23 protein-coding genes are annotated in these 23,917 nt (G+C 55.2%); 10 read left to right on the top strand and 13 right to left on the bottom strand.

The genetic code is table 11. From position 1 onward, the window contains the following. Positions 1–202: 202 nt before the first annotated feature. Positions 203–1,750 (bottom strand): aspartyl protease family protein, encoded by a 1,548-nt coding sequence (locus WHS88_02135; protein ID MEJ5258968.1) that lies wholly within the window; start codon positions 1,748–1,750, stop codon positions 203–205. A 245-nt stretch (positions 1,751–1,995) separates the two neighbouring features. Next, on the bottom strand, positions 1,996–2,394 hold the full coding sequence (locus WHS88_02140) for a pyridoxamine 5'-phosphate oxidase family protein (GenBank protein MEJ5258969.1): 399 nt from the start codon (positions 2,392–2,394) through the stop codon (positions 1,996–1,998). Between the two features lie 117 nt (positions 2,395–2,511). On the opposite strand from WHS88_02140, the gene WHS88_02145 reads away from it, so the two are divergent. After that, the gene (locus WHS88_02145; protein MEJ5258970.1) at positions 2,512–3,093 is read left to right on the top strand and encodes a thioredoxin family protein; all 582 of its coding nucleotides are present in this window, start codon (positions 2,512–2,514) and stop codon (positions 3,091–3,093) included. 7 nt (positions 3,094–3,100) lie between these two features. Here the strand turns inward: WHS88_02145 and WHS88_02150 are convergent, their stop codons facing one another. Genes WHS88_02150 through WHS88_02170 form a run of 5 tightly spaced genes read right to left on the bottom strand, consistent with a single transcriptional unit; the run spans position 3,101 to position 7,697 of the window. Continuing rightward, complete coding sequence (locus tag WHS88_02150; protein ID MEJ5258971.1) at positions 3,101–3,589, bottom strand: N-acetyltransferase; 489 nt, start codon at positions 3,587–3,589, stop codon at positions 3,101–3,103. Next, positions 3,586–4,623, bottom strand: a complete 1,038-nt coding sequence (locus WHS88_02155; protein ID MEJ5258972.1) for an ATP-grasp domain-containing protein — start codon at positions 4,621–4,623, stop codon at positions 3,586–3,588. Before WHS88_02155 ends, WHS88_02150 begins: the two co-directional genes overlap by 4 nt. After that, positions 4,598–5,620: a hypothetical protein gene (locus WHS88_02160; protein ID MEJ5258973.1), complete on the bottom strand. Its 1,023-nt coding sequence runs from the start codon at positions 5,618–5,620 to the stop codon at positions 4,598–4,600. Before WHS88_02160 ends, WHS88_02155 begins: the two co-directional genes overlap by 26 nt. Positions 5,621–5,655: 35 nt before the next feature. Next, positions 5,656–7,020 (bottom strand): KamA family radical SAM protein, encoded by a 1,365-nt coding sequence (locus tag WHS88_02165; protein ID MEJ5258974.1) that lies wholly within the window; start codon positions 7,018–7,020, stop codon positions 5,656–5,658. A 17-nt stretch (positions 7,021–7,037) separates the two neighbouring features. Continuing rightward, positions 7,038–7,697, bottom strand: a complete 660-nt coding sequence (locus tag WHS88_02170) for a TetR/AcrR family transcriptional regulator (GenBank protein MEJ5258975.1) — start codon at positions 7,695–7,697, stop codon at positions 7,038–7,040. Between the two features lie 413 nt (positions 7,698–8,110). Between WHS88_02170 and WHS88_02175 the strand changes: the two genes are divergently transcribed. From WHS88_02175 to WHS88_02195, 5 genes are read left to right on the top strand one after another with little or no spacing between them, the layout of a single operon-like run. Continuing rightward, positions 8,111–9,055: a U32 family peptidase C-terminal domain-containing protein gene (locus WHS88_02175; protein MEJ5258976.1), complete on the top strand. Its 945-nt coding sequence runs from the start codon at positions 8,111–8,113 to the stop codon at positions 9,053–9,055. Positions 9,056–9,096: 41 nt separating this feature from the next. Further along, entirely contained in the window at positions 9,097–10,491 is a 1,395-nt protein-coding gene (murC, locus tag WHS88_02180; protein MEJ5258977.1) for a UDP-N-acetylmuramate--L-alanine ligase, read from the top strand. Beyond that, complete coding sequence (gene murB, locus WHS88_02185; GenBank protein ID MEJ5258978.1) at positions 10,457–11,335, top strand: UDP-N-acetylmuramate dehydrogenase; 879 nt, start codon at positions 10,457–10,459, stop codon at positions 11,333–11,335. Before murC ends, murB begins: the two co-directional genes overlap by 35 nt. Positions 11,336–11,384: 49 nt before the next feature. After that, the gene (locus WHS88_02190; protein ID MEJ5258979.1) at positions 11,385–12,353 is read left to right on the top strand and encodes a D-alanine--D-alanine ligase; all 969 of its coding nucleotides are present in this window, start codon (positions 11,385–11,387) and stop codon (positions 12,351–12,353) included. Continuing rightward, positions 12,350–13,300 carry a hypothetical protein gene (locus WHS88_02195; GenBank protein ID MEJ5258980.1) on the top strand — a complete coding sequence of 317 codons (951 nt, stop codon included), beginning with the start codon at positions 12,350–12,352 and terminating at the stop codon, positions 13,298–13,300. Before WHS88_02190 ends, WHS88_02195 begins: the two co-directional genes overlap by 4 nt. 14 nt (positions 13,301–13,314) lie before the next feature. Here WHS88_02195 and WHS88_02200 read toward each other — a convergent pair whose 3' ends face one another. The 6 genes from WHS88_02200 to WHS88_02225 are packed head-to-tail and all read right to left on the bottom strand — an operon-like array spanning position 13,315 to position 17,805. After that, positions 13,315–15,042, bottom strand: coding sequence for a penicillin-binding protein 2 (locus tag WHS88_02200; protein ID MEJ5258981.1), 1,728 nt, complete (start codon positions 15,040–15,042; stop codon positions 13,315–13,317). Next, positions 15,039–15,263 (bottom strand): hypothetical protein, encoded by a 225-nt coding sequence (locus WHS88_02205; GenBank protein MEJ5258982.1) that lies wholly within the window; start codon positions 15,261–15,263, stop codon positions 15,039–15,041. Before WHS88_02205 ends, WHS88_02200 begins: the two co-directional genes overlap by 4 nt. A gap of 8 nt (positions 15,264–15,271) precedes the next feature. Beyond that, positions 15,272–16,096 (bottom strand): LysM peptidoglycan-binding domain-containing protein, encoded by an 825-nt coding sequence (locus WHS88_02210; GenBank protein ID MEJ5258983.1) that lies wholly within the window; start codon positions 16,094–16,096, stop codon positions 15,272–15,274. Positions 16,097–16,100: 4 nt separating this feature from the next. Next, positions 16,101–17,057 (bottom strand): 16S rRNA (cytosine(1402)-N(4))-methyltransferase RsmH, encoded by a 957-nt coding sequence (gene rsmH / locus WHS88_02215; GenBank protein ID MEJ5258984.1) that lies wholly within the window; start codon positions 17,055–17,057, stop codon positions 16,101–16,103. Positions 17,058–17,082: 25 nt separating this feature from the next. Beyond that, on the bottom strand, positions 17,083–17,286 hold the full coding sequence (locus WHS88_02220; GenBank protein ID MEJ5258985.1) for a hypothetical protein: 204 nt from the start codon (positions 17,284–17,286) through the stop codon (positions 17,083–17,085). 3 nt (positions 17,287–17,289) lie between these two features. Beyond that, positions 17,290–17,805: a hypothetical protein gene (locus tag WHS88_02225; GenBank protein MEJ5258986.1), complete on the bottom strand. Its 516-nt coding sequence runs from the start codon at positions 17,803–17,805 to the stop codon at positions 17,290–17,292. Between the two features lie 395 nt (positions 17,806–18,200). On the opposite strand from WHS88_02225, the gene WHS88_02230 reads away from it, so the two are divergent. From WHS88_02230 to WHS88_02245, 4 genes are read left to right on the top strand one after another with little or no spacing between them, the layout of a single operon-like run. Then, positions 18,201–20,105 (top strand): TolC family protein, encoded by a 1,905-nt coding sequence (locus tag WHS88_02230; GenBank protein MEJ5258987.1) that lies wholly within the window; start codon positions 18,201–18,203, stop codon positions 20,103–20,105. Then, a complete protein-coding gene (locus WHS88_02235; GenBank protein ID MEJ5258988.1) occupies positions 20,074–21,933 on the top strand; it encodes an efflux RND transporter periplasmic adaptor subunit in 1,860 nt (619 codons plus the stop codon). Before WHS88_02230 ends, WHS88_02235 begins: the two co-directional genes overlap by 32 nt. Continuing rightward, complete coding sequence (locus WHS88_02240; GenBank protein ID MEJ5258989.1) at positions 21,930–22,649, top strand: ABC transporter ATP-binding protein; 720 nt, start codon at positions 21,930–21,932, stop codon at positions 22,647–22,649. Before WHS88_02235 ends, WHS88_02240 begins: the two co-directional genes overlap by 4 nt. Then, positions 22,646–23,914 carry an ABC transporter permease gene (locus WHS88_02245; GenBank protein MEJ5258990.1) on the top strand — a complete coding sequence of 423 codons (1,269 nt, stop codon included), beginning with the start codon at positions 22,646–22,648 and terminating at the stop codon, positions 23,912–23,914. Before WHS88_02240 ends, WHS88_02245 begins: the two co-directional genes overlap by 4 nt. Positions 23,915–23,917 lie beyond the last annotated feature (3 nt).

The following is a 23,917-nucleotide window of genomic DNA, read 5'->3' on the forward strand; positions in this document are numbered from 1 at the left end:
AATTCATTTGCTTTCCTTCTTCATTTTTTTCAAATCTGTGGAATCCGCGCAATCTGTGGTGAATTGTTTCGGATTTCGAGCTTCGGATTTTCCCCTCCGCTGGATTCCCGCCTGCGCGGGAATGACGGGAGCTTCACGAAACGCTTCGGAGGGCAAGCCGCGGAACTGCCGAAGAATTTTTGTAGTCAGACTCAAAAAAGTCTCACAGAGCAGCCAGCCATTGTTCGGCCAGAACAGCCAGGTCCGACAAATCGATTCGCCCGCTGCTGATAAAATCGGCCGCCGGATTCCAGCCTGCCTGCCCGCTTTCGCTCAGCCATGCTCGGCTGAATTCCGCCAAATCCAGCATATCCACACGGCCGTCCCGAACGGCCGGGGCAATATCCCCGCGCAGCGGCGGAACAAACCGTTCAAACTCCAGCGCCGGGTCGTCTCCTAAAAACAGCCCGCCCCCGCGGAGAATCAGATTGTATTCAGTGAACAGATTCATCCCGATGACCCCGTCCAGTTTGCCGCCCTCCGGCGAAGAAATTTCCAGCCAGACGACCGGCACGTTGGTAAACTCCAGCCACTGTCCGATCGCCGGAATCTTCAGGGAGTCAAGATAATACCCCGGCGCCTCGATGGTCTCCCCGGTCACCCCGATAATCGGCACCTGAAATTCCCAGGCGTCCGGGTCCAGCCCCAGCCGGGCGGCGATTCGGTCCCCGATGACGGTGATTTGTGCTCCGGTATCGAGCATAAAGCGGCTCCGGTCAATCGCCGACCGCCCGCCTTCTGCCAAATCCACACTGTGGACAAAGAACAGACACTGTGAACCGGTTCCGATGATGACGGAGGGACTGGACGGGCTGAAATCAAAATTAAAAATATCGTCTATGCTGAATGGAACGTATTGGACGGCGGCGGCGCCGAGCGGACGCAGTTCCAGCGGGACGCGGTTTCGGAATCGCGGGGCATTCTCATCGCCGGCGGGATAAAAAGTCAGCGAAGGCCCGGTATAGGTCTGGCCCTTATAAACGGATGTCACCGGCTGGTCATTTCGAATCACCGTCGTCCAAAAGACGCTCATCGGAGTTCCGACGGCGGTCACCAAATCCGGATTTGTGCCCGGGTTTTGCCCCACCAGCACGGAGACATTGTATTCGCCCACCATTCCGGCTGTAGAGGGCAGACGGGCCTCCCGGTCCGGAGTCTGGTTGGGTTCCAGCAGATTCAGACCGCCCATAAACAGCCCCAGAGGATAACTGACATAAGCATCAACGGAGCCGGTTACGCCGGCTATCGTGATGGTATTGTTGGTCAGATAGGTTCTGTTGTTCAGCCGCAGAGCAACGGAGGCGGCATAACTGAGAACATGGGCGCTGGCTCCGGTATCGAAAATGCCGACGGCAAAATCCCGCTGCCAGTTGGCGGCTGTAAATTGCCCCACAACAGCGGCTGACGGGACGGCATCCAGCTCCAGGTCGGCCAGCCGACGATTGGTGGTAGTAATGACAATCCATGGGACGAAGCCGTCAATCGGAGGGGAGTCTATCGCATTCGCGGCTGGCAGGCTGAGGGCCTTGGGAAGTTGTTCTTCAGCAGCCGGTTCCTCTTTAACTCGAAAACGGACTTCCGGAATCCTTCCCCCGCCCGGCGCCCGCCAATCCACCGGACGGCTGACAATCTTCTCCGCCCCGGACGCAAAAGCACAAAGGCTGAACAAGGTTGTCAGGAGCAGAAACCGCAGAATGGTTTTGTTTTTCATACATCTCTCCGTAAAAGAAGATTCTTGCTTGCAGGACAGGACACAAAAAAATTGACAGATTTTCGAAGCGGCCAAAGGGTTTATTTTTACCTATTTTAACGGAGTAGCGTCAAAAATGCAATTTAAAAAACGATTTAAGTTACGCCTGGCGAGGGGGGAAACAGGATATTTTTGGAGGATTGAACCTTTATGAACCCATATTCCGGCAGTCAGAAAGTATTATTCCTCCCCATTTGATTCAGGATTCAAAGATACTCTTCAAAGGCAGCCGTATTCCCAATTAAAGGTCGAGTATGGTCAATACGGAAAAAGACCAATCTCGCCCGCTCCTGGGTTAGAGATTTGTTTTTCTGACGGCAGCGCCGCATCGACTGAACGACGGCTGGGTCGCTTTCCTCCCGCTCTTTCACTAAATACAGCCGATGGCCTTTATAGCCTTCTCCTTTTTCAAGAAACAAATACACGGCTTTCGGATTGATTTGAATATTGGCATAGCTTAACTGCGGCTGCATAATAAATGCGATTCGTCCGTCGGGCTGGACGTGAGGGCGTGCAAAAACAGCTGCATTGACATTTCCGGACTTATCCGCCGTAGCGAGAATGCCGACCCCTTCGGTGCTCTCAAAATAGGTTTTCCAGTCCATCGGTCTTTCCTTTCCGCAAAATATGATTGATTCCCGCAATCTGTTTCTCCAGAACCCGGCGGTTCTTTCATTTGTATTATTCAAGAGACGGATTTGTTCGGAAAGGAGATTAAAAATATGGCTTTTACATTAAAAATAGGTGAGTCTGCTCCGGATTTTTCACTGCCGGCGACGGACGGCAAAACATACACGCTGCATGATTTTGATTCGGCCCCGGTTTTGGTGATTTTCTTTACCTGCAACCATTGCCCGTACGTGCTCGGGTCCGAAGAGGTCACCCGACGCACGGCGGAAAAGTTTTTGCCCAGAGGAGTAAAGTTTGTCGCCATCAATTCCAACAGCCCCAATACGTATCCGGAGGATTCCTTCGAGCATATGGTTCGGCGGATGCAGGAAAAGAAATTTCCCTGGCCGTATCTGTATGACCGTTCTCAGGATGTGGCGCGAAAATACGGGGCCCTGCGAACCCCGCATTTTTATGTGTTTGACCGAAACCGCAAACTGGTTTATACCGGCCGCGAACTGGATAATCCCCGCGATCCGAGCAAGAGCACGGTCAACGACCTGGAGAATGCACTGGAGGATGTGCTGGCGGGCCGGCCGGTCCGAAAGCCCCTGACCAATCCTATCGGCTGCAACGTCAAATGGGAAGGACAAGACCCGCACTGGATGCCGCCGGATGCCTGCGATTTGGTTTAGGCGGGCTTCAAACGAGAGGTTTTAAATAAATGCATTTGGAATCCCCGGGGGCATAAAAGTCCGGGACTTCCGCCGCCAGCAGATAGCCGTTCTGCTCATAAAAGGCCCGTGTCGCATCGTAGCGCGGGGTTCCGGAGGTTTCGACGATAATCAGCCGCCCGTCTTGTCCGCGGATTTTTTCCTCGGCAAATTCGCTCAGCTTCCTGCCGATTCCTCTGCGCTGAAAGAGAGGGTCCACAGCAATCCAGTACATATCGAAGGTGCCGACGGTGCAGGGAGTCGGCCCGAAGCAAACCCAGCCGACGACTCTGTTTTCCAGCTCGGCTACATAGGATTGATACGTGCATTCCGGTTTTCCGCTGACGGCTTCACAAAAGACTTCGCGAGCGACAGCCAGCTCTCCGACTCGGAAAAAGCCGGTCCGTTCCACGAACTCCAGCACAGTGGATTCGTCCGAAGGGCGGGCCGGCCGGATTGCGAAAGCAGGGGCTGTCATAGGGTATTTCCGTTTTGACTGGTCAGCGTATTCCGGGCCCGAATCGCCAGGGCGTTTTGAAGCATCAGCCACACGAAGCGTTCATAGGGGATATTGGCGGCTTTCAGGGCGGCTGCAAACCCTGCATCCGGGGAAATGTCCGGATTGGGATTGATTTCGAGAATGTACGGATGATTTTTTTCGTCCAGCCGAAAATCGACTCGGGCATAGCCCCGGCAGTCGAGGGCCAGCCAGGCCTGCGTGGCCAGACGGCGGATTTTCTCGGCCAGCGGCTCTTCGAGGGGTGCCGGAATGATGCGGGGGGTGTGCTGATAGGCAAAGGATTCTTTCATCCATTTGGCGTGGTAATCCACGATGCGGGGCTTGTCCGGCGGAAAGGCGGAAAAATCAATTTCCGCCAGAGGCAGAATCCGGATTTTGCCGGCGGTTTCGAGCAGCGAGACGTTCAGCTCCCGAGAGGGAATAAACTGCTCCACAATAGCGGCCTGATGAAACCGCTGGTGAATGGCCTGGACTTTTTCGACGGCCTGCGGGGATGGAATCGTCACCACCGAATCCGGATAGATGCCTTCGCTGGCATCGGAACAGGCGGGCTTGATGATGTAGGTGCCTTTTTTGAGTTTGTCCATCGGCAGCGGACGTCCCGGCTCGACCGTCAGGCCCGCCGGACAGGGAAGACCGGCGGCCGTCAGGATAGCCCGCGTCCGCGATTTGTCCTGAGCCAGAAACAGGGCTTCCGTGCCGCTGCCGGTGCAGCCGGCTCCAAAGGCCTCGCACAGGGCCGGAACGGCGCAGGCATCCCGCGCCGAGCCCGGAAACTCTTCAATCAGGTTGAAAATCAGTTTCTCTTTCCGCCGTTTCAGCAGGGAAACCAGATGCTGGAGACTTTCCACGGCCAGGGCTTCGGATTCAATCCCGAGTTTATCGAGGGCCTCCAGGACTGCTTTGACCTGGTCCAGGACGCCTCCGCGGCTTTCCCGAAAATCCGGGTCGGCCGGGTCAATCTGGTTATACAATACAAGGACGTCTTCCATGGATATTCCGTTCTTCCTGCGCTCGTTCAAAAGCGCTCTGGAGAATAGCGCCGATCAGTTCTTCATACGTCATGCCTTCCTGGGCGGCAATCATCGGAAGGTCAGAATGGGTCGGATGCAGCCCGGCCAGGGGGTTGACTTCCAGAAAATACGGCCGATTCTGCGCATCGCACCGTATATCGACCCGGCCTGCATCGCGGCATTCGAGCACCTGATAACACCGCAGGGCCAGACTTTCGATGGATTGTTTCAGAGCCGCTTCCCGAAGCGGAGAATACCGAATCCGCGTTTCACATTCTTCTTTGTTCAGGTAGGAATAAATCGGGGGCTGATTTTTGTCGGCGACCTCGATTTCCATCGTCCCGATTACACGGGCTTTGGACCCCGTGCCGACAATCCCGACGGTGAATTCGCGTCCGGCCAGGTACTCTTCCACCAGAACGGGCTGCTTGTGCTGCTCCAGCAGATTTCGGCAGACCCGCTTGAGCTGCGCCGGATTTTCAACTTTGGAGTTTGGGTCGATTCCCTTGCCGGTTCCTTCAGCCAGCGGTTTGGCAAAAAGAGGATACCGCAGTGCGACGGATTGGATGTCTTCCGCCCGGCGCACGACGGCAAACGCCGGCGTGGACAGCCCTTCATACGCCACCAGTTTCTTGGCGACCGCCTTGTCGAGTGTGGCTGCACAGACCAGCGGGTCGGAAAACGTGTACGGAATCTGATACAGCTCCAGCACAGCAGGCACCTGGGCCTCTCGACTTCTGCCTTTGAGCCCTTCGGCAATGGTAAAGACCAAATCCCATCGTTTTCCGGCCGTGAGGGCACGGCACAGCGCCCAGCCGTTGCCGATGCGTTCCACTTCGTATCCGAGCGACTCAATGGCCTGATGAAGGCAGTCAATCGTGCTGTCGGAGTCAAACTCCGCCACATCCTCCGGCGTGAAGCCGGCGGATAAATAGTCTCTTCGCAAATCGTAAACCAGGCCGATTTTTTTCTTCATAGGATTCTAAGTTTTCGAGGCTCAGCGGTTCCGAATCATGAGTCGAACAGAAAACCGGTGGCATCCAGTCCGGAGCGATTCCGGATTTTTTCCCGCCGCTGTCCCCGGAGGGTTCTGGCCGGCTGAATGACCGACGCTTTGCCCGCCGCCAGTTCCCATACGCCGGGGGTTCCGTGGAGTTCGGTCTGTTCATCCGGGATGGTTTCCACGCCGGGTTCGGGATAGTGAATCAGAAGTCCTTCGTAGTTGCGCAGAACCGTATGAGTCGGGCTCATCGAAACAACATAGTTGGGAAGGACCGGAATTTTGCCGCCCCCGTGCGGTGCATCCACGACGAACGTGGGGATGGCGATTCCGCTCAGACGCCCCCGCAGATATTCCATGATTTCAATGCCGGCCCGTACGGAGGTTCGGAAATGCTCTACGCCGCGGACCAGGTCGCATTGATACAGATAATAGGGCCGCACCCGAATCCGCACCAGGCCCCGATACAGTTCTTCGAGCACCTGTGGCCGGTCATTCACCCCGCGGAGCAGGACGGACTGATTGCCCAGCGGAATCCCGGCATCCGCCAGCTTGCCGCAGGCTGCGGAGGATTCCGCCGTCAGTTCGTTCGGATGATTGAAGTGAGTATTGATCCACAGCGGGTGGTATTTGCGGAGCATCTGAACCAGGGCATCCGTGATGCGCATCGGCAGCACGACAGGCACCCGGGTGCCGATGCGGATGACCTGAACCGACGGCACGGAACGAACCGCCGACAGCACCGATTCAAGCGCGGCGTCTGCCATCGTCAGCGGGTCGCCTCCGGAGATAATCACATCGCAGATTTCCGGATGGGCCTGAAGGTATTCGACGACCTGGCGAAGACGGCGGGAGGAAATCGCCGTTTCCCGCGTGCCGGCGATGCGCTTGCGCGTGCAGTGCCGGCAGTACATCGAACAGGTTGTCGTGGCAATCAAAAGGGCTCGGTCTTTATACCGGTGAATCAGCCCGGGGACCGGCATGTCCACATGTTCTTCCAGCGGGTCCTCGCTCAGGCAGGGCGGGTCCGACAGTTCCTGCGGATTCGGAATGCTCATCCGGAAAATCGGGTCCGATAAATCCGGCACGCGAATCAGGGAGGCATAATACGGGGTGATGGCCATCGGATATTTGCTGATGACCGCTTTCAGGTCGGCCCGCTCTGACAGGCCCGGCAGATACGCCGACAGCTGTTCGAGCGTGCGAATCCGATTTCGGATTTGCCACCGCCAATCATTCCAGAGCGAGTCTCTGGAAGAAACGGCAGGACAGTCTGGGGCAGGGGAGGGCGGCTCTTCCGCCCTCGGTCTACTCGGAGGTTCCGAAGATTGCTCTTCTTCACGTGACGCAGCGAGAGAAGTCACTTGGGGCTGCATAAGCTGAGTTCCTTTTCCTATGGTTGCCATTCTTTATTTTCCGGTAAATATCCCAAAAACGAGGATAAGCTCTTTACAAAACTCTGCCGAAGCGGCTGGATGCTGGATTCAACCTGTTCCATCTCCATTCCAATCATAGCAAAGGAGAAGAAGCCGAAAACGAACCCTGCCACAGCACACGCCAGACGTCGGATTTTCATCGGGTCAATCTTTTCTCCGACAAAGGGAGTGAGCAGATGTTCCAGCTCGTGGAGATACCGCTCATAGGGGCCTTCCATTTTTTCGGAAATCCGACGTTCCAGTTTTACCAGCAGTCTGCCCTGAAATAAAAGAATAAACTTTTCATTTTCTTCCAAAAAAAACTTATAGTGGGCATCCAAAAGGTGTTCGAGCGCCTCCGGAAGGGTTTTGATGGGTTTGCTGACGTTTCGGAGCCGTTCGAGCAGTTCATCAATGGATAAATCGACAAGATAGGTAGCGATTTCTTCTTTATCTTGAAAATGCCGATAGAACGTGCCTTTGCCGAGGTCGGCTCTTTGGGTAATGTCCTCAATTGTGGTTGCGTCGAGTCCATATTCTGTGAAAACTTCCAGTGCGGCCGCGAGAAGTTTTCGCCGGGTCCTGTCGGCTCTTTTATCCGCACGAGTTATATTGCTTTTTTCTGCACCAATCATCATATAAGTGACCATATAGTCAGGTCTGACTATTTGGTCAACTTCTTTTCGGAAATTTCTTTTAATTTCTTAATTTTTTTATAAAAACGAGTAAAAATATCGCTGTAGTAGGTGCGTCCGATAATGAAAATACTACAGATTGTTGTTAAGGTTCACCAAACATGACGGAGCTGCTGGCCCCTGCCGGAACTCTCGAAAAGTTGAAATGGGCGGTCGCCTACGGGGCGGATTCCGTCTATTTTGGATTGGAATTTGGTTCTTTGAGAAATTTCGCGGGGAATTTTACGCTTGAAGACGCAAAAGAGGGTCTATTGTATCTTCATAATATGGGTAAAAAAGGGTATGCGGCACTAAATATTTTTCCATTTTCGGATGAATATAGTCGATTGATTTCCGATGCTTTCGCCCTTCAGGATATGTCGATTGACGGAATTATTGTTTCCGATATCGGTGTGTTAACCGCGCTGCGAAAAAAGGGGTTCAAAGCCCCGATTCATATCAGTACTCAGGCCAATACACTCAGCTGGCAGACCGCTCTGGCCTACAAAGAATTGGGCGCTGAGCGGGTCATTCTGGCGCGGGAGTTATCGCTTGAGCAGCTGGCGGAGATTCAAAAACACCTGAAAGGCCGGATGGAAACAGAAGTTTTCATCCATGGGGCGGTTTGTTTTTCTTATTCCGGCCGCTGTGCCCTCAGCGACTACATGACCGGCTACCGCGCCAATCGCGGGGAATGCAAACAGCCCTGTCGGTATCAGTATTTTGTGGTCGAGGAAAAGAGGCCGGGAAAATATATGCCGGTTTTTGAAGACAATCGAGGTCTTTATTTGTTCAATTCCAAAGACCTCGCTTTATTTGAGTATCTGCCCCAATTAAGAGAAATGGGGATTTGCTCTTTTAAGATTGAAGGACGGATGAAATCGATTCATTATATTGCGACTGTCGTCTCTTTTTATCGTCAGCTGCTGGACGGAAAAACCTTCACAAAAGAGCAGGCCCTCGACTGGCTCAATCGCGTGCCCAATCGGGGCTATACAGCCGGTTTTATCAAGGGCTCGTTTTTGCCGGAGGATTATTCCTGGGACAAAAGTGTGTCGGCGGGCACCAGCCGGTTTGTCGCCAATGTTCTTGAGACTCGGCCGGATGGGTGCACCCTTCGTGTTCGAAATACAATTGCTTCCGGCGAGACGTTTGAAGTGCTTTCACCCGGCGGACGTCTGTCCAGCGTCCGGATGCCCCAGCCGCTGAACCATACGGACGGGACGGTGTCAGAGACGGCCAAAAACGGGGACTGTTTGGAATTGCCGGATTCCCTGCCCGAATATGCCGTTTTACGCCGGATTGAAGTTGAATCAGCATAAAGACAGGGATATAAAGGGTGCGTTGTTTTCACGGAGAAGACATGGAATCGTTTCTTGGCAAAAAATATCATTTTATCGGCATCGGCGGGATTGGGACCAGCGGGCTGGCCAAGATGCTGCTCAAGCACGGGGCCGTTGTTTCCGGGTCCGATATGGCCGACAGTGCAGTGCTGGAAGAGATGGCCTCGATGGGAATCCGGATTTGTCTGGGGCACAGTCCGGAGAATATTCCGGCGGATGCGGATGCGGTAGTCATCAGTGCGGCCATTTCGGCCGGCAACCCGGAGCTGGCACGGGCCGGAGAGCTGGGAATCCGCATTTATAAGTATGCCGAAATGCTCGGTCGGCTGTTTGGGGAATATCAGGGGATTGCGGTGGCGGGCACGCACGGCAAGAGCACAACCAGCGCCTGGATTGCCTATCTGCTCGAAAAGGCCGGCCGGTCGCCGACGTTTCTGATTGGCGCCCATGTGCCGCAGATGGGGGGCTCCAGCGGAATCGGAGACGGGCCCTTTTTTGTGGCGGAGGCCTGCGAATATGACCGAAGTTTCCTGAATCTTCGGCCTTCCATCGGGGTGATTCTGAATATCGAGCAGGACCATCTGGATTACTACAGAGACGAAGAGGAAATCGTGGACGCCTTTACGGACTTTGCCGCAGGCATCCGTCCGGGAGGCGTGCTGATTGCCAACGGCCAGGACAAAAATACCCTTCGTCTGCTTCGCCGTCTGAACGGACAAATTCAGGTTCGAACGTTCGGACGCAGCGAATCCTGCGATTACTCCGCCGGCCGGCTGTTTCTGCGGGAAGGGTGTTATGAGTTTGAGTTGTGCGAAAGAGGAGCGGTTCTGGGGCTGGCGAGGCTGTCGATTCCGGGAATCCACAATGTCGATAATGCCCTCGCGGTGACGGCGGCCTGTCTGTCCGCCGGCTTGTCGGCGGAGGCCCTGCTGCAGCATCTGGGGGGCTTTACCGGCATTGACCGCCGGCTGATGCTCAAAGGTCAGGCCCGCGGCATTATTGTCCTGGATGATTATGCACACCATCCTACGGAGATTCGGGCCTCTCTTTTGGCAATTCGAGAGCGCTACCGTCCCCGGCGGCTCTGGTGTGTTTTCCAGCCCCATCAATACAGTCGGACCCGTTTTTTACTTGATGATTTTGCAGAAAGTTTTAATCTGGCCGATACAACCATCGTCCCGGAAATCTATTTTGTGCGGGATACCGCCGAGAGCCGCAGGATGGTGAATGCGGAAGTGCTGGTGGAACGGATACGCCGAACCGGAAGCGAGGCGGTTTTTATCCGCGATTTTCCGGGCATTGCGTCTTATTTGAAAGAACATGTACAATCCGGCGATGTGGTGGTAACGATGGGTGCCGGAACCATCTGGAAGGTGGCCGATGAATATCTTCAGTGGCTTAGAACACATTGTTAAGGAAAAGTGTCCGCTGGCTCCTTATACCTGGTACGGCCTGGGCGGGCCGGCGGATTATCTGATTCTTCCGCAAAGCCGGGAGCAGATTGCCGAGGTCCTTCGCCGGTGTCAGGACCATCAGCTGCCGGTGCGGGTCCTCGGATTCGGCTCCAATCTGCTTGTGAGCGATGAAGGGGTGCGCGGAGCGGTGATTCGGCTGGAGAATCCGGTTTTCTGCGAGTACAAGTTTGACGGCACGACCCTGAAAGCCGGAGCCGGAGCGAATCTGAACAAGCTGGTTCTCGAATCAGTCCGAAAAGGCCTGGGGGGGCTTGAAGCCCTGACCGGAATTCCGGGGTCCATCGGCGGGGCGGTTCGGATGAATGCCGGCGGTCGGTTCGGGGACCTCGGTTCGGTGGTTCAAAGCGTGACCGTTATGAATGCGGAGGGGCAGATTTTCGAAAAGGCCAAGCCGGAGCTGGTGTTTGATTACCGCAGCACCAATATTACAGCCAAAGTGATTCTGGAGGCCACAATCGAATTGACGGAATCAGACCCGGAATCGCTTCTGCAGGTGATTAAAGAGGTCTGGATTTACAAAAAGAACACGCAGCCGCTGGATACCCACAATGCCGGCTGCATTTTCAAGAATCCGCGAGGCCTGTCCGCCGGTGCTCTGATTGACCGGGCCGGGCTGAAGGGCACGCAAATCGGCGGGGCGGTGGTCAGCGAAAAACACGCCAACTTTATCATTGCGGAAAAAGGATGCCGGAGCTCCGATGTCAGGCAGCTGATTGATTTAATCCGTACCCGAGTCCGCGAGAAGTTTGATGTTCAGCTCGAGCTGGAGATTGAAATCTGGTAGGGCCGCCGGTGCGGGACGGAGCCGTTGCACAGTTTTTCCGGGAAGCAGAATGAAATCGCAAAGAAACAGATTTAAGACGGTGGCGGTGTTGGCAGGGGGCATCGGCGAAGAGCGTCCGGTCAGCCTTCAAAGCGGGCAGAATGTGTATCAGGCCCTCCAAAAAACGGATTTGGATGTGCGTTTTGCAGACATTCAGCCGGAGGATTTGTCGATTCTGGATGACCCGTCGATTGACATTTTTTTCCTGATTCTGCACGGCCAGTTCGGCGAGGACGGGCACCTGCAGAAGATTCTGGAAGAGAAAAACCTGGTCTATACGGGTTCGGATTCGGCGGCCAGCTGTCTGGCTTTTGACAAATGGGCCGCCAAAAAGCGCTTTTGTGAGCAGGCTATTCCGACGCCGCCGGCTGTGTATGTGGATGCCGAGGCGGTTGAGGCGGAGCTGCTGGAGGCGATAAACGGTTTGGGGGGCGAGCGTTTTGTGGTCAAGCCGCTGCGGCAGGGCAGCAGTGTCGGGGTGCAGCTGGTCCGAACGGCTCGCGAGGCGCTGGATGCCGCGCAGGATTGTTTCCGCCGCTTCGGAGACTGTATGGTGGAGCGGTTTATTCCGGGACGGGAAATCACGGTCGGAATCGTGGACCAGATGATTTTGCCTGTGATTGAAATCCGTCCCAAACGTTCTTTTTATGATTATCAGGCCAAATATATCGATGAGCAGACGGAGTTTTTGTTTGACACATTCCCGAATGCTCGCGATGTTGCGCTTTTCCAGGAAACCGCGCTGAAAAGTTTCCGGGCTTTGGGATGCCGGCACTTCGGACGGGTGGATATGATTGTGGATGCGCAGGGGACTCCGTGGGTGTTGGAAATCAATACTCTGCCGGGGTTTACGAGCCATTCGCTGCTTCCGATGGCGGCGGCGCGGGCAGGCCTTGATGCAACCGGATTGTGTCTGAAAATCCTGGAGGCGGCCTGGATGGATTTTCAGAAACGGGCAAGTGAGACCAGAGAACTATGAAACTGTTTGGCAAGAAAGACCGTCAAAACGGCCGTTCAGGAGGCCTGCTGAGCCGATGGTTCGGGAAAAAGGACGCCCCGCCTGTCCGGCCGTCGGAAAAAAAGGAATCTGTCTGGCCGGCCCGGGTAAAGATTTGCCTGTCCTGGCTGGTCTGGATTCTGCTCGGAACCGGTCTTGTCTGGAGTTTCGGCTATCTGAACCAGTATGTCCGAAGGGAATATCCTCAGGCCTTTCAGGACGGCCCGCTGGAACTGGCCAATGTGCCGGAGTGGGTGGAGTCGTCCTGGATTGATGCCATCAAGGCGGCGGTTGGGAGCGGGTTGTTTGCTCTGGAAGAGGGCTCTGCACGCCGAGTGTGGGAAAAACTGACGGTTTTTTCCTGGCTGTCGGACGTACGCGTGCAGGCGGTTCCGGGACGTCTTCGGGTCGAGGCGCGGTACCGCAAACCTTGCCTTCAGGTGAAAACCGCTTCCGGAAAGACGATTTATCTGGATGAAGAGGCTGTTGTGCTCGATGCCCCCGTGCTGATGTCCCTGCCGATCGTGGAGCTCCGCGGGCTGCCGTCTGAGCGGCTCGGAAAGGCCGGACAAGTGTCCCGTTCGGAAGAGGCGGTGTCCGTGTTGAAGCTTATCGAAATCCTGCGCCGCATGGATGAAAAATGTTCTCCGAACAAACCTCTCCTGAATGAAATCAAAGCGGTGGATATTGCCAATTGGGTTGGCGGCCGAAATCCGTCTGCACCGCGGATTATCCTGGAAACCCATGACGGCACTCAGGTTTACTGGGGCGCTCCTTACGGCAAGGCGGGGGTTTTTCTGGAAGCGGATGAGACGGAAAAACTCTCTTCGCTGTATAACTTTTACATTCGGTCCGGATATACGCTGCAGGGCAAAGTCAAGTATCTGGAGCTTCGCACTCCGGTCGGGCAGCGTCCCCGTCCTCGCTGAAAAACAAAAAGCCTTTAGGGATTGCTGTCCAGATACGCAAGAGTTTTTTGCAGGATTTCCCGGAAGACCGGAGCGGCTACCCGTCCGCCGCTGTAGCCCTTTCCCAACGCGCGGTTCGGTTTTCGGATGGACACCAGGATAATCACTCGCGGATGGTCCACAGGGGCTCCGCCGACAAAGGAAGAGACATAGTTGGTTGTATCATAGCCGCCGGTCGGAAGGGCAATATTGGCCGTTCCGGTTTTTCCGAAGACCTCAACGCCTTCGACGGCCGCTTGGTCTCCCGTCCCTTCTTTGACCACGGCCCGAAGCGGTTCCCGAACCATCCATTCGGCGATTTCCGGCTTGAGAATGTATCCGGTTCCGACCAAACTGGGCGTAACATCCGTAATTTGTCCGTCCGGATTGATGACGGCCCGAACCAGATGGGGCTGCACCAGTGTTCCGCCGTTGGCCAGGATGCAGTAGGCCCGGGCCATCTGCAGGGCGGTTACGGAGATTTCGTGTCCGAACGCAATTCGCGTGGGGCTGTATCCGCTCCATTGTTTGACCGGTCGAAGAACACCTGATTCTTCTCCGGCCAGGTCCACGCCTGTCGGACGGCCGAAGCCGAACAGACGCAGTCCCTCATGCAGTCTTTTTGCTCCGGTCTTGAGGCCGATTTTGGCCATTCCGATATTGCTCGAATTCAGGATGATGCCCCGCACATTCAGAATGCCGTAACGTTTGTTGCCGAACTCATGGATGCCGCCGTATTGTCCCCAGTAGCCGTCTTCACAGTCAAACTTTTCTTCCTTGGTAATGGCTCCGCAGTCCAGGGCCACCGCTGCTGCAATGGGCTTGAAAATGCTGCCCGGCTCATACGGGTCGGACAAAATTCGGTTTTTTAGACGGTCGGCGGGGGTTTTGGAAAATTGGTGGGGGTCAAAGTCCGGCAGGGATACCCAGGCCAGGATGCCGCCGGTCCAGGGGTCCATCACCAGCGCAATCCCTGATTCGGCCTGATACTCCCGGATTTGCTTCTGAAGGGCTTCCCGGACGATTTCCTGGATGACCAGGTCGATGGTCAGGACCAGATTGTCTCCGTTTTGAATAGGGGAGCGGCCTTCCGGATAGGCGGCGATGGGCCTTCGAAAGACATCGACTACATAGACATCTTGTCCGCCTCTGCCGGCCAGCACCGCGTCGTATTTCAGTTCAATGCCGGCCAGGCCGCGGCCCTCTGCGCCGACAAAGCCGACCACATGAGAGCACAGCGAAGCCGCCGGATAGGACCGAACCCAGGCCTCTTCAATTCCGATGCCGGGCAGGCGTGCCCGCAGAACGGCCTGCTGCTGGTCCGAAGGGATGTCTTTGACCAGACGAAGAAAGCCCGGATTTTTGGCCTCCAGAATCTGCTTGGAAATTTCATGTCCCGGGATATTCAGAATGGATTGAAGCGTGTCGGCCGTCAGTTTGTACTGTTCGTCCTGCAGCAGCCGGCGGGGTTCGGCAAAAACATTGTAAATCATTGTGCTGGCCGCCAGGATTCTCCCTTTGCGGTCTGTAATGAGTCCTCGCTGCGGGGATTGGCGAACCACGGCGTAGCGCTGAGTGCGGCTGGTCTGTTCGAAGTGTTCCTTTTGACGAAACTGGAGGTCCCAAAGGCGAGCTCCTAAGCCGCTGAAGCCCGCCAGCAGAAACAAGCTTAACAGTCCGATGCCGGACCACAGTCGGATGGAGCCGGAAGCGGGCCGGTTCATGAGGCGCTCTCCTGCAGATGGGGAAGGACCTGCTGGGGCTGGAGGAGTTTTTCCAGCTCCACCTGTTTTTTCCACAGCTGCCGCCGCAGCTGTTCCTGAACAATCTGGGCCTGACGGGCCTGATGAAAGAGCCGCGAGGTGCTGATACGCAGATGGGTGGTTGCAATCAGAGCGGCTGTTAAGGAAAAAATCACAAACCTCAAACGGGCCCGGGAAATCATAAATCTTATCATCGTACGGGGATTTTCAGACGAGTGCCGGCCTGCAGATTATCCGGGTTGGGTATCTGGGCCTGATTCAGCTGGACGATTTCCTGATATCTTTTTCCGTCTCCCAGATATTTCTGGGCGATGTCCCAGAGCCGATCCCCCGGCTGCACGACGTATTCTACCGTGCGCGGTTTGTTTCGGTCGGAGACCGCCGGCTCGAGAACATTTTTGTATTTGTCCAGAAGGACTCGTTCCGGGCGGGAGGGCGAAGCCTGAGCGGAACCGGCAGCGGCTTTTTCGAGCGGCGGGATTACGAGTTTATCCCCGATTCGGATGGAGTCCGGCGAGGTCAGCAGGTTCCGATTGGCCTCGTAGAGTTTTTGAATGGCGGCCCGTGTGTTTCCGGTTTCCTTTCCATAATAGCGAACAGCGATGGAGGCCAGCGTATCTCCTTTTTGGACGGTATGAATTTGTCCGGCCGGTGGGGTCGGTGTGGTCGCTGGGGTTGGTGCAGCCGATGCAGACGGCGCAGCGGGGGCGGCCGGTTGAGTCTGTACAGCTGGTGCCGGAGCGGCCGGAGCCGTCGCCGGAGTGGCCGGTGTTGGTTCAATCAGCCGAATATCCGCCGGAGGCTGGGTCTGACGCAGCGGTGCCGGTTCCAGTTCCCGTGCGGCCTGCTCGACGGCCTGCTCGATAAGAACCGAACGGCTGGAAGGCACCTGAACCGCTGTTTCAATTACGGGTTTGTCGGCTTTAAAAAATCCGCCGGGGCCATTGATGAGAAACGCAATGATTACAATGAATAAGAAACTGATCAGCAGTCCGATTTTCCCGTCTGAAGTCATGTTCTCACCTCTTACCTGGCCTGTCTTGTTCGATTCGCTGGGCAATTCTCAGTTTGGCGCTTCGAGAGCGGGGATTTTCTCTCCGTTCTTCTTCGTCTGCCGTGATGGGCTTGGGCGTCAGAATCTGATAAATCCCATCCATTTTATTTTCTCGAAAATTATTTTTCACCAGTCTGTCTTCTAAACTGTGAAAACTGATAATGGCCAAAAAGCCGCCGATTTTCAAGAGATTCGGAGCCGACTTCAGCAGCATTTCCAGACACTCCAGTTCCCGGTTGACGGCAATCCGAAGGGCCTGAAAGGTTCGCGTTGCCGGATGCAGCCGACGCAGGCCCCTTCGTTCCGGCCTTGTTATGGCTTTTTGGACAATTCGGGCCAACTGACCGGTTGTTGTAATCGGTTGGCGGTCTCGGGCCTGAACGATGAAACGGGCGATTTTCCGTGAAGCCCGTTCCTGCCCGTAGCGATAGATTAAATCCGCCAGTGTCTTTTCCTCCAGTCGATTGACCAGGTCTGCCGCCGTTACAGTCAGCCGGTCGTCCAGCCGCATATCCAGCGGCATATCGGTCTGAAAACTCAGCCCGCGTTCTTCATCTTCAATTTGGGCTGAACAGAACCCCAAATCCGCCAAAATTAAATCCGCCTGCGCAAGTCCGTGCTCGGTCATCACCTCCGGCAGTCTGGCGAAGTTTTCCCGTACGAGCACCACCTTGCAGGACAGGTCTTTTGTTAAAGATTGGGCCCTTTGGATACATTTCGGATCTACATCCAGACCAAGAATTATCCCCTCAGGGCCCAGTTGGGCGCCGAACAGCCGGCTATGGCCTCCATAACCAATGGTTGCATCTACAACCCGCCCATCCTTAGGCAGCCGGATTCGCTCGGCTAATGCTTTCCAAAGAACCGGTATATGACCGGGCGAATCGTCCTCCGTGAGACTCGCCCAGCCGTTCTGCGTCATCTCAATACCCTTCCCTTGGTATTGGTCAGTGGGCCGCCGCCGCAGCGGCCTGTTCGAGCAAATGCTCCATTTGCTCAGAAAATCCGATTTTTTCGAAAAGAGCGCTCTTCTTTTTCAGACTTTCCAGCTGCCTTTCCAGATAATTCAGACTGCTGAGGATTTGCTCATCCAGCGGATAGCTCCCCTGGAGCACCTTTTGAATCAGCTGAACGGCTTGAGCGGCTTTCATGGTTTATTCCTCCGTGGGCTGCAGATTTTCCTCTTCGGGGTAAGCGGCTTCCTGGGCCTGCTTCTGGAGCAGCGATTTTCGGGCCCGCATCAGGTGTTTTTCAAACCCGGCGGCCTTTTCGGCCACAAACCGGTCCCACTCGTCCGTGTTCCAGATTTCGATATGGTCCCGCACACCCAGCAGCGTCAGTTTATTGCCGAGGTTGGCCCGTTTTTTCAGTTTTTCCGGAATCAGAAGCCGACCCTGTTTATCAAACTCCACAAGACTCGAGAACGCAAAATGCAGGCGTTCAATCATCACAAAGTCATCATCCGGGATATTGTTATCAGCTGCCAGTTCGGCCAAGAGCTGCTGATAGCATTTCTCCGGATACAGACACAGAATCCCGTCAATGCTCAGCGCCAGAATCCAGTCGCTGCCGTATTTTTCGGCATCCACCTTGCTTCGCAGTTTGGCAGGGATGAAAAGACGGTTCTTTTCATCGACCACATGCTCGGATTCGCCTGTTAGCATAAGCATGGGAATCTTTGCTATTTCTCCCTACTTTTCTTTACTTTTATGGGGGACAATACCACATTATTATTTTCGTGTCAAAGCCAAATTTTCTTAAAACAAACAAAAAAAGTTTTTTCATTTTTCTAAAAGCGTTCGGTTAAATAGGCGGGAAACCAATATATAGTGGTTACAAAAAAATCAGGAACATTATATAGTGCCAGCTTTTTTAGTTTCCCAAGATGGTTCCGGACAAAAAATTTTGTGTCAACCACCCACTTTTTTCCACAAAAAAGTATAAATATGGACAGGATAAATCCTTATATCTCGCAAAACTTTCAAAAAAAACATTGCGGTTTTTTTGCAATAAAAATAAGGTTTCATTTCGTATATGAAGGGGAATTTGAGGGAAACGACGAAAAATGAGGATTTTTCCTGTACGCGGAATCCTGACGGCCGGAAGGATTTTTTTTGTCCCCATACTGAGCGTTGTCTGGGGCTGTAAAAGCCCGTCCGACTATCGTCAAAAGGCGGATGAAGTTTCTTATAAAATCATTGAGCAGAAGCAGTTAGAGTCGATTGGTCGGACGGAGCCTTTCAGCGTAGAACGGCCGAGCGATTTGTTCCGACGGCGTCTGATAGAGATTCAGGCACTGCCGGTTTCCACTCCGGCCTCGCTCGGGACTGACAAGACAGAACCGCTTGCCCACTGGCCTGAAAAGGATTACCCATTTGAAAAACCAAAGACGGGGACCTGGACAGCGGAGCCGAATCAGGTGATTACCCTTTCGCTGATGGATGCGCTGCAAATCGGAGCCGCCAACAACTTTGATTATCAATCCAGAAAAGAAGCTATTTTTTCGGCGGCTCTGGATTTAGACCTGGCCCGCAACGAATTTCGCACGCTGTTTGCCGGAGCGGCCAAGAGTTATTATGAGGAAAATCGTACCGGTCTGTCTCCGCAAAGGGGATTCGTTCACAGCGGCAGTCTGAGTGCGTCTCAGAAGCTCACCAACGGGACGGAGCTGCGGGCGGGGATGGCTGCGGACCTGGTCAATCTTTTAACGCTCGGCGGGGCCTCTTCGCTGGGTCTGACGGCCGATGCGAGCATTTCTGTTCCTCTGCTTCGCGGGTCCGGCCCTCATATTGCGGCCGAACCCCTTTTGCAGGCCGAGCGCCGCGTGATGTATGCCATCTGGCAGTTCGAACGCTATAAAAGCGAGTTTGCCGTCACCATCGCGGCGGAATATCTGGGCGTTCTTCGCCAGTTTGACCAGGTGCGCAACAGCCGGGAAAACTATATCAGTGCGATGGCGTCCGCCCGTCAGTCCCGGCGTCTGGCCGATGCCGGACGGCTGCCCGAAATTCAGGTGGACCAGGCTGTGCAGCGGGAGCTGAGCGCCCGGGCGCAATGGATTGGGGCGGTGGAGTCGTACAAGCAGCGCCTGGACTCCTTTAAGATTCGTCTGGGACTCCCGCCCGATGCTCAGATTGAGCTGGATCGGAAAGATTTGGAACAGCTGCAGGTTTATAAGAATTATTTTGTTTATTCGGATTCGTCCGAGCAGAAAAGGGGCAGAGACCAGAGTTTTCCGGCGGCCGACGCTCCGATTGAACCCCAGCCCCCGACAGGGGAAGATGCAGGTCCCTTTGAACTGCCGGAGGCAATCGCCGTCAAGACCGCCTTCGAAAAGCGTCCGGACTTGTGGGTGGTTCAAGGCCAGGTGTATGATGCTCAGCGGGACGTTATCGTAAAAGCCGATCGTCTGAAGGCGGAGCTGACGTTTTTGGGAACAGCCGGCTGGGGAAGCGGACGTTCGCTGGGGTCCGCCGGAATGGACGATGCACGGCTTGAATGGGACCGCGGGCGCTATACGGCCCTGCTGAATCTGAATCTTCCGCTGGAACGCACGGCCGAACGAAACGCCTATCGCAAGAGCTATCTGGCTCTCGAAGAAGCCGTTCGCTCTCTTCAGCAGGCGGAGGATTCGATTAAATTGTCTATCCGAAACCAGCTCCGTACGCTGCTGGAGTCGCGGGAACAGGTCAAAATTCAGGCCAAGGCGGTGACCGTTGCGGAAAAACGACAGAAAAGCACCAAGCTGTTCCTGGATGCCGGGCGTGCTCAAATTCGTGATTTGCTGGATGCCCAGGACGCTTTGCTGAACGCCCAGAATCAGCTGACCGCCTCGATTATCAATTATCGGCTGGCTGAACTGAACCTGCAGCGGGATATGGGGGTTCTGCAGGTGGGTGAAAACGGTTTATGGAAGGAGATTGCTCCGGAGGTTTTGTATGACAGACAATCGGATTCCCAAACCCGCTAAAAAACTGCAGACAATACTTCTGACCGGCCTGGCGGTTTTGCTGCTGCTGGCCGGCGGCCTTTATTTCCTGACGTCCCGTTCGGATGCCTCTCAGGCGATGGCGGTCTTTCCTGTCCAGCGGGGGCCGCTGACCATCAGTGTGCTTCAGTCCGGCACCATCAAGGCCAAGGACCAGATTATTATCAAGAACGAAGTAGAAGGCCGTACATCCATTATCTATTTGATTGAAGAGGGGGCCCGGGTGAAAGCCGGAGATTTGCTGGTCGAACTGGATGCCAGTTCTTTGCTGAGCTCCAAGATTGACCAGGAAATCCGTGTGCAGAATGCTGAGGCCTCGTTTATCAACGCCAAGGAGAATCTGGAGGTCATCCGCAATCAGGCCGAAAGCGACAAGGATGCCGCCTTGTTGGCCCTCGAGTTTGCCCGCGAAGACCTTAAGCAGTACAAGGAAGGAGAGTTCCCCAATCAGCTCCGGGATGCGGAGGCCCGAATCAAACTGGCCGAGGAGGAACTGGAGCGGGCGCAGGATACGCTGACCTGGTCCCAGAAGCTTTGGGAGGAAAAATACATTTCGCAAAATGAGCTCAAAGCCGATCAGCTGGCTGTGACCCGCCGTCGGCTGGATTTGGACCTGGCGATTAACAATCTGAATCTGCTTCAAAACTTTACCTACTTGCGGAAGATCAAACAGCTGGAAAGTGATATTCGCCAGGCCGAGATGGCCTATGAACGAACTGTTCGCAAGGCCAATGCGGCGGTGGTGCAGGCGGAAGCGGAGCTGAAGGCCCGTCAGGCCGAGTACAATCAGCAGAAAGACCGTCTGGCGAAACTGGAAGACCAGCTGCGAAAAACCAAACTGTATGCACCGGCGGACGGTCTGGTGATCTATGCCACCAGCGCTCAGCGGGGCGGTTTCCGCGGCGGGCAGGAGCCGCTGATGGAGGGCCAGGAAGTGCGCGAACGGCAGGAATTGATTTATCTGCCGCTGGGGTTTTCAGCCATTGCGGAGGTGATGGTTCACGAAGCTAGTCTCAAAAAGGTGCATCCGGGCCTTCCGGTGGTAATTACAGTGGATGCGCTGCCGGGCCGGCGGTTTATGGGCAAAGTGGATTTTATCGCTCCGCTGCCCGATGCGCAGAGCATGTGGATGAATCCGGATTTGAAGGTCTACAACACCCAAATTTCTATTGAAGGGGAGGAGCCGGCTTTGCGGACGGGAATGAGCTGCCGTGTGGAAATCATTGTGGCTCATTATGACGATGCGCTGTATGTGCCGGTGCAGTCAGTCCTTCAGGTCGGCGGCCAGCCGACGGTGTATGTGGTCAATGGTCCCGTCATCGAACGCCGTGCGGTCAAGGTCGGGCTGGATAACAATCGGATGATTCACATCCTCGAAGGGCTCAAAGAGGGGGAAAAGGTGCTGCTGAATCCGCCGCTCAAAGAGGCGGAAACACCGACAGGGGCGAGCCAGCCGGGCGGACAAGTCTCCGAAGAGATTCGTCAGCGGCTGGACAATGTGGTCCGTCCGGAGGCCGGAGAAGTGAGGGCTTTTCCGGACAGCTCGGAGAACGGAGGGACTCGCCGCCGCAGCAGACCGGACGGCTCGGAGACCTCGCCTTCGCCGGAGTCGATGCGGCGCCGATTTGAAAACCTCACTCCGGAACAGCGGGAGCAGATGCGGCGCCGGTTTGAAAATATGACGCCGGAGCAGCGGGAGGAAATGCGCCGACGGTTCGAGCAGATGAGACCGCAGGAAGGGGCGCCCGCCGAGCAAAACCGCTCTTGGCCGGAGTCGCAGACAGGCTCGTCTGGAGAAGGGCGGCCATGAGCTCGGGGATGTCCAGCCCAACCGGCAATTCCGAAATGATCCGGCTGACGGACGCCTGGAAGATTTACAAAATGGGCCGTCAGGAGGTTCATGCGCTGGCGGGTGTGAATGCCTCCTTTGCCAAGGGCAGTTTTTGGGCGATTATGGGGCCCAGCGGTTCCGGCAAAAGCACCATGATGAATATCCTGGGCTGCCTGGACCGGCTTACGAAAGGGCGGTATTACTTTGACGGGCAGGATATCAGCACGTTCAGCGATGATGAACTCAGCGACCTGCGGCTGCGCAGAGTCGGCTTTATCTTTCAGAGTTTTAATCTGATTCCGCAGCTGACGGTGCAGAAGAATATCGAACTGCCGCTGTATTATCTCGGATGGGACGCCCGCCGCAGCAGTGAACGGGCCCGGTATCTGGCCGAGCAGGTGGGGCTGGCGGAACGGCTCAATCATCGTCCGACCGAATTGTCCGGCGGGCAGATGCAGCGGGTGGCGATTGCACGAGCCCTGGCCAATGACCCGCAGGTGATTTTCGCCGATGAACCCACGGGAAATCTCGATACGAAGACGGGACTTCAGATTCTGGATATGCTCCAGAAGCTCAATCAGGACGGCAAGACCATTATTATGGTGACCCACGAGCCGGATATTGCGGCCTTCGCCCAGTATCAGATGCATATGCGGGATGGAAAGATTGAACGAATCGACGGAGGAAACAAATGAGGCAGACCCGTTTGATTCGCAATATTGCACTGGGGGTTGAGAATCTGCTGCTCCACAAGCTCCGGTCGTTTCTGACGATGCTGGGCATCGTCTTCGGCGTCGGCAGCGTCGTGGCCATGCTTTCCGTCGGCGAAGGGGCCAGCAAAGAAGCCCTCGAACAGATTCGCAAGCTGGGCAGCAACAACATCATCATCTCTTCCGTAAAGGCTGTGGAGGATGAGTCCATCACCAATACCCGTGTGTTTATGAGCGTGTACGGCCTGACTTACGAGGATTACGGGCGGATTTCGGAAGGGTTTAAAAACGTTCAGAAGACAGCGCCGGTGAAAATCATCCGCCGGGAATCGCGGCTGGGAGAACGCTCCCTCGAGCTGCGGGTGGTGGGCACCACGCCTGCCTGGTTTGAACTGGTGCCGCGGGATATTATCGCCGGACGGGTGCTGACGGAAATTGACATCGAAAAGCAGGCCCCTGTGGCGGTCTTGACGGAATACGGAGCCCGGCGGCTGCTGGCGGCCGAACATACCATCGGGCAAACCCTCCGCATCGGCGGCGATGCCTTTCAGGTGATTGGAATCGTCAAAAGCGAAAGCGGCCAGGCGGGGAACATCCAGATTCCGGACCAGGAGGTGGACGCTTATATCCCGATTGAGGTGGCGCGGCGCTATTTTGGGGATATTCAGACCCGTGTGTCCGCCGGCACCCGGGAGCGCGAAAAGGTCGAACTCCATCAGGTGATTGTCCAGATTGATTCCACCGAGCATGTGGAGCCGACGGCTGCCGCCATTGAACAGATGCTCAAACGCTTTCATAAGAAAAAAGATTATACCATCAGTGTTCCGCTGGCTTTGCTCAAACAGGCGGAGGCCACCAAACGCCGGTTTAATATCGTGCTGGGCTCCATTGCGGGCATCAGTCTGCTGGTGGGGGGCATCGGGATTATGAATATTATGCTGGCTTCGGTGACCGAACGCACCCGCGAAATCGGCATTCGGCGGGCCATCGGGGCCAAACGCAGACAAATTATCGTTCAGTTTCTTATTGAGACGGTTGTCTTGTCCACGACCGGAGGCATTATCGGTCTGGGTGTCGGGATTTTCATCCCCTTTGTGATTACGAAAGTCAGCGGGATGGCCACGGTTTTGACGATGTGGGGAATTCTCCTGCCGCTGCTGATCAGCATGCTCATCGGCATTTTGTTCGGCCTGTATCCGGCCATTCACGCCGCGCAGGTGGACCCCATCGTGGCCCTTCGGCACGAATAGAGT

The organism is Anaerohalosphaeraceae bacterium (assembly GCA_037479115.1).
Lineage (GTDB): Bacteria > Planctomycetota > Phycisphaerae > Sedimentisphaerales > Anaerohalosphaeraceae > JAHDQI01.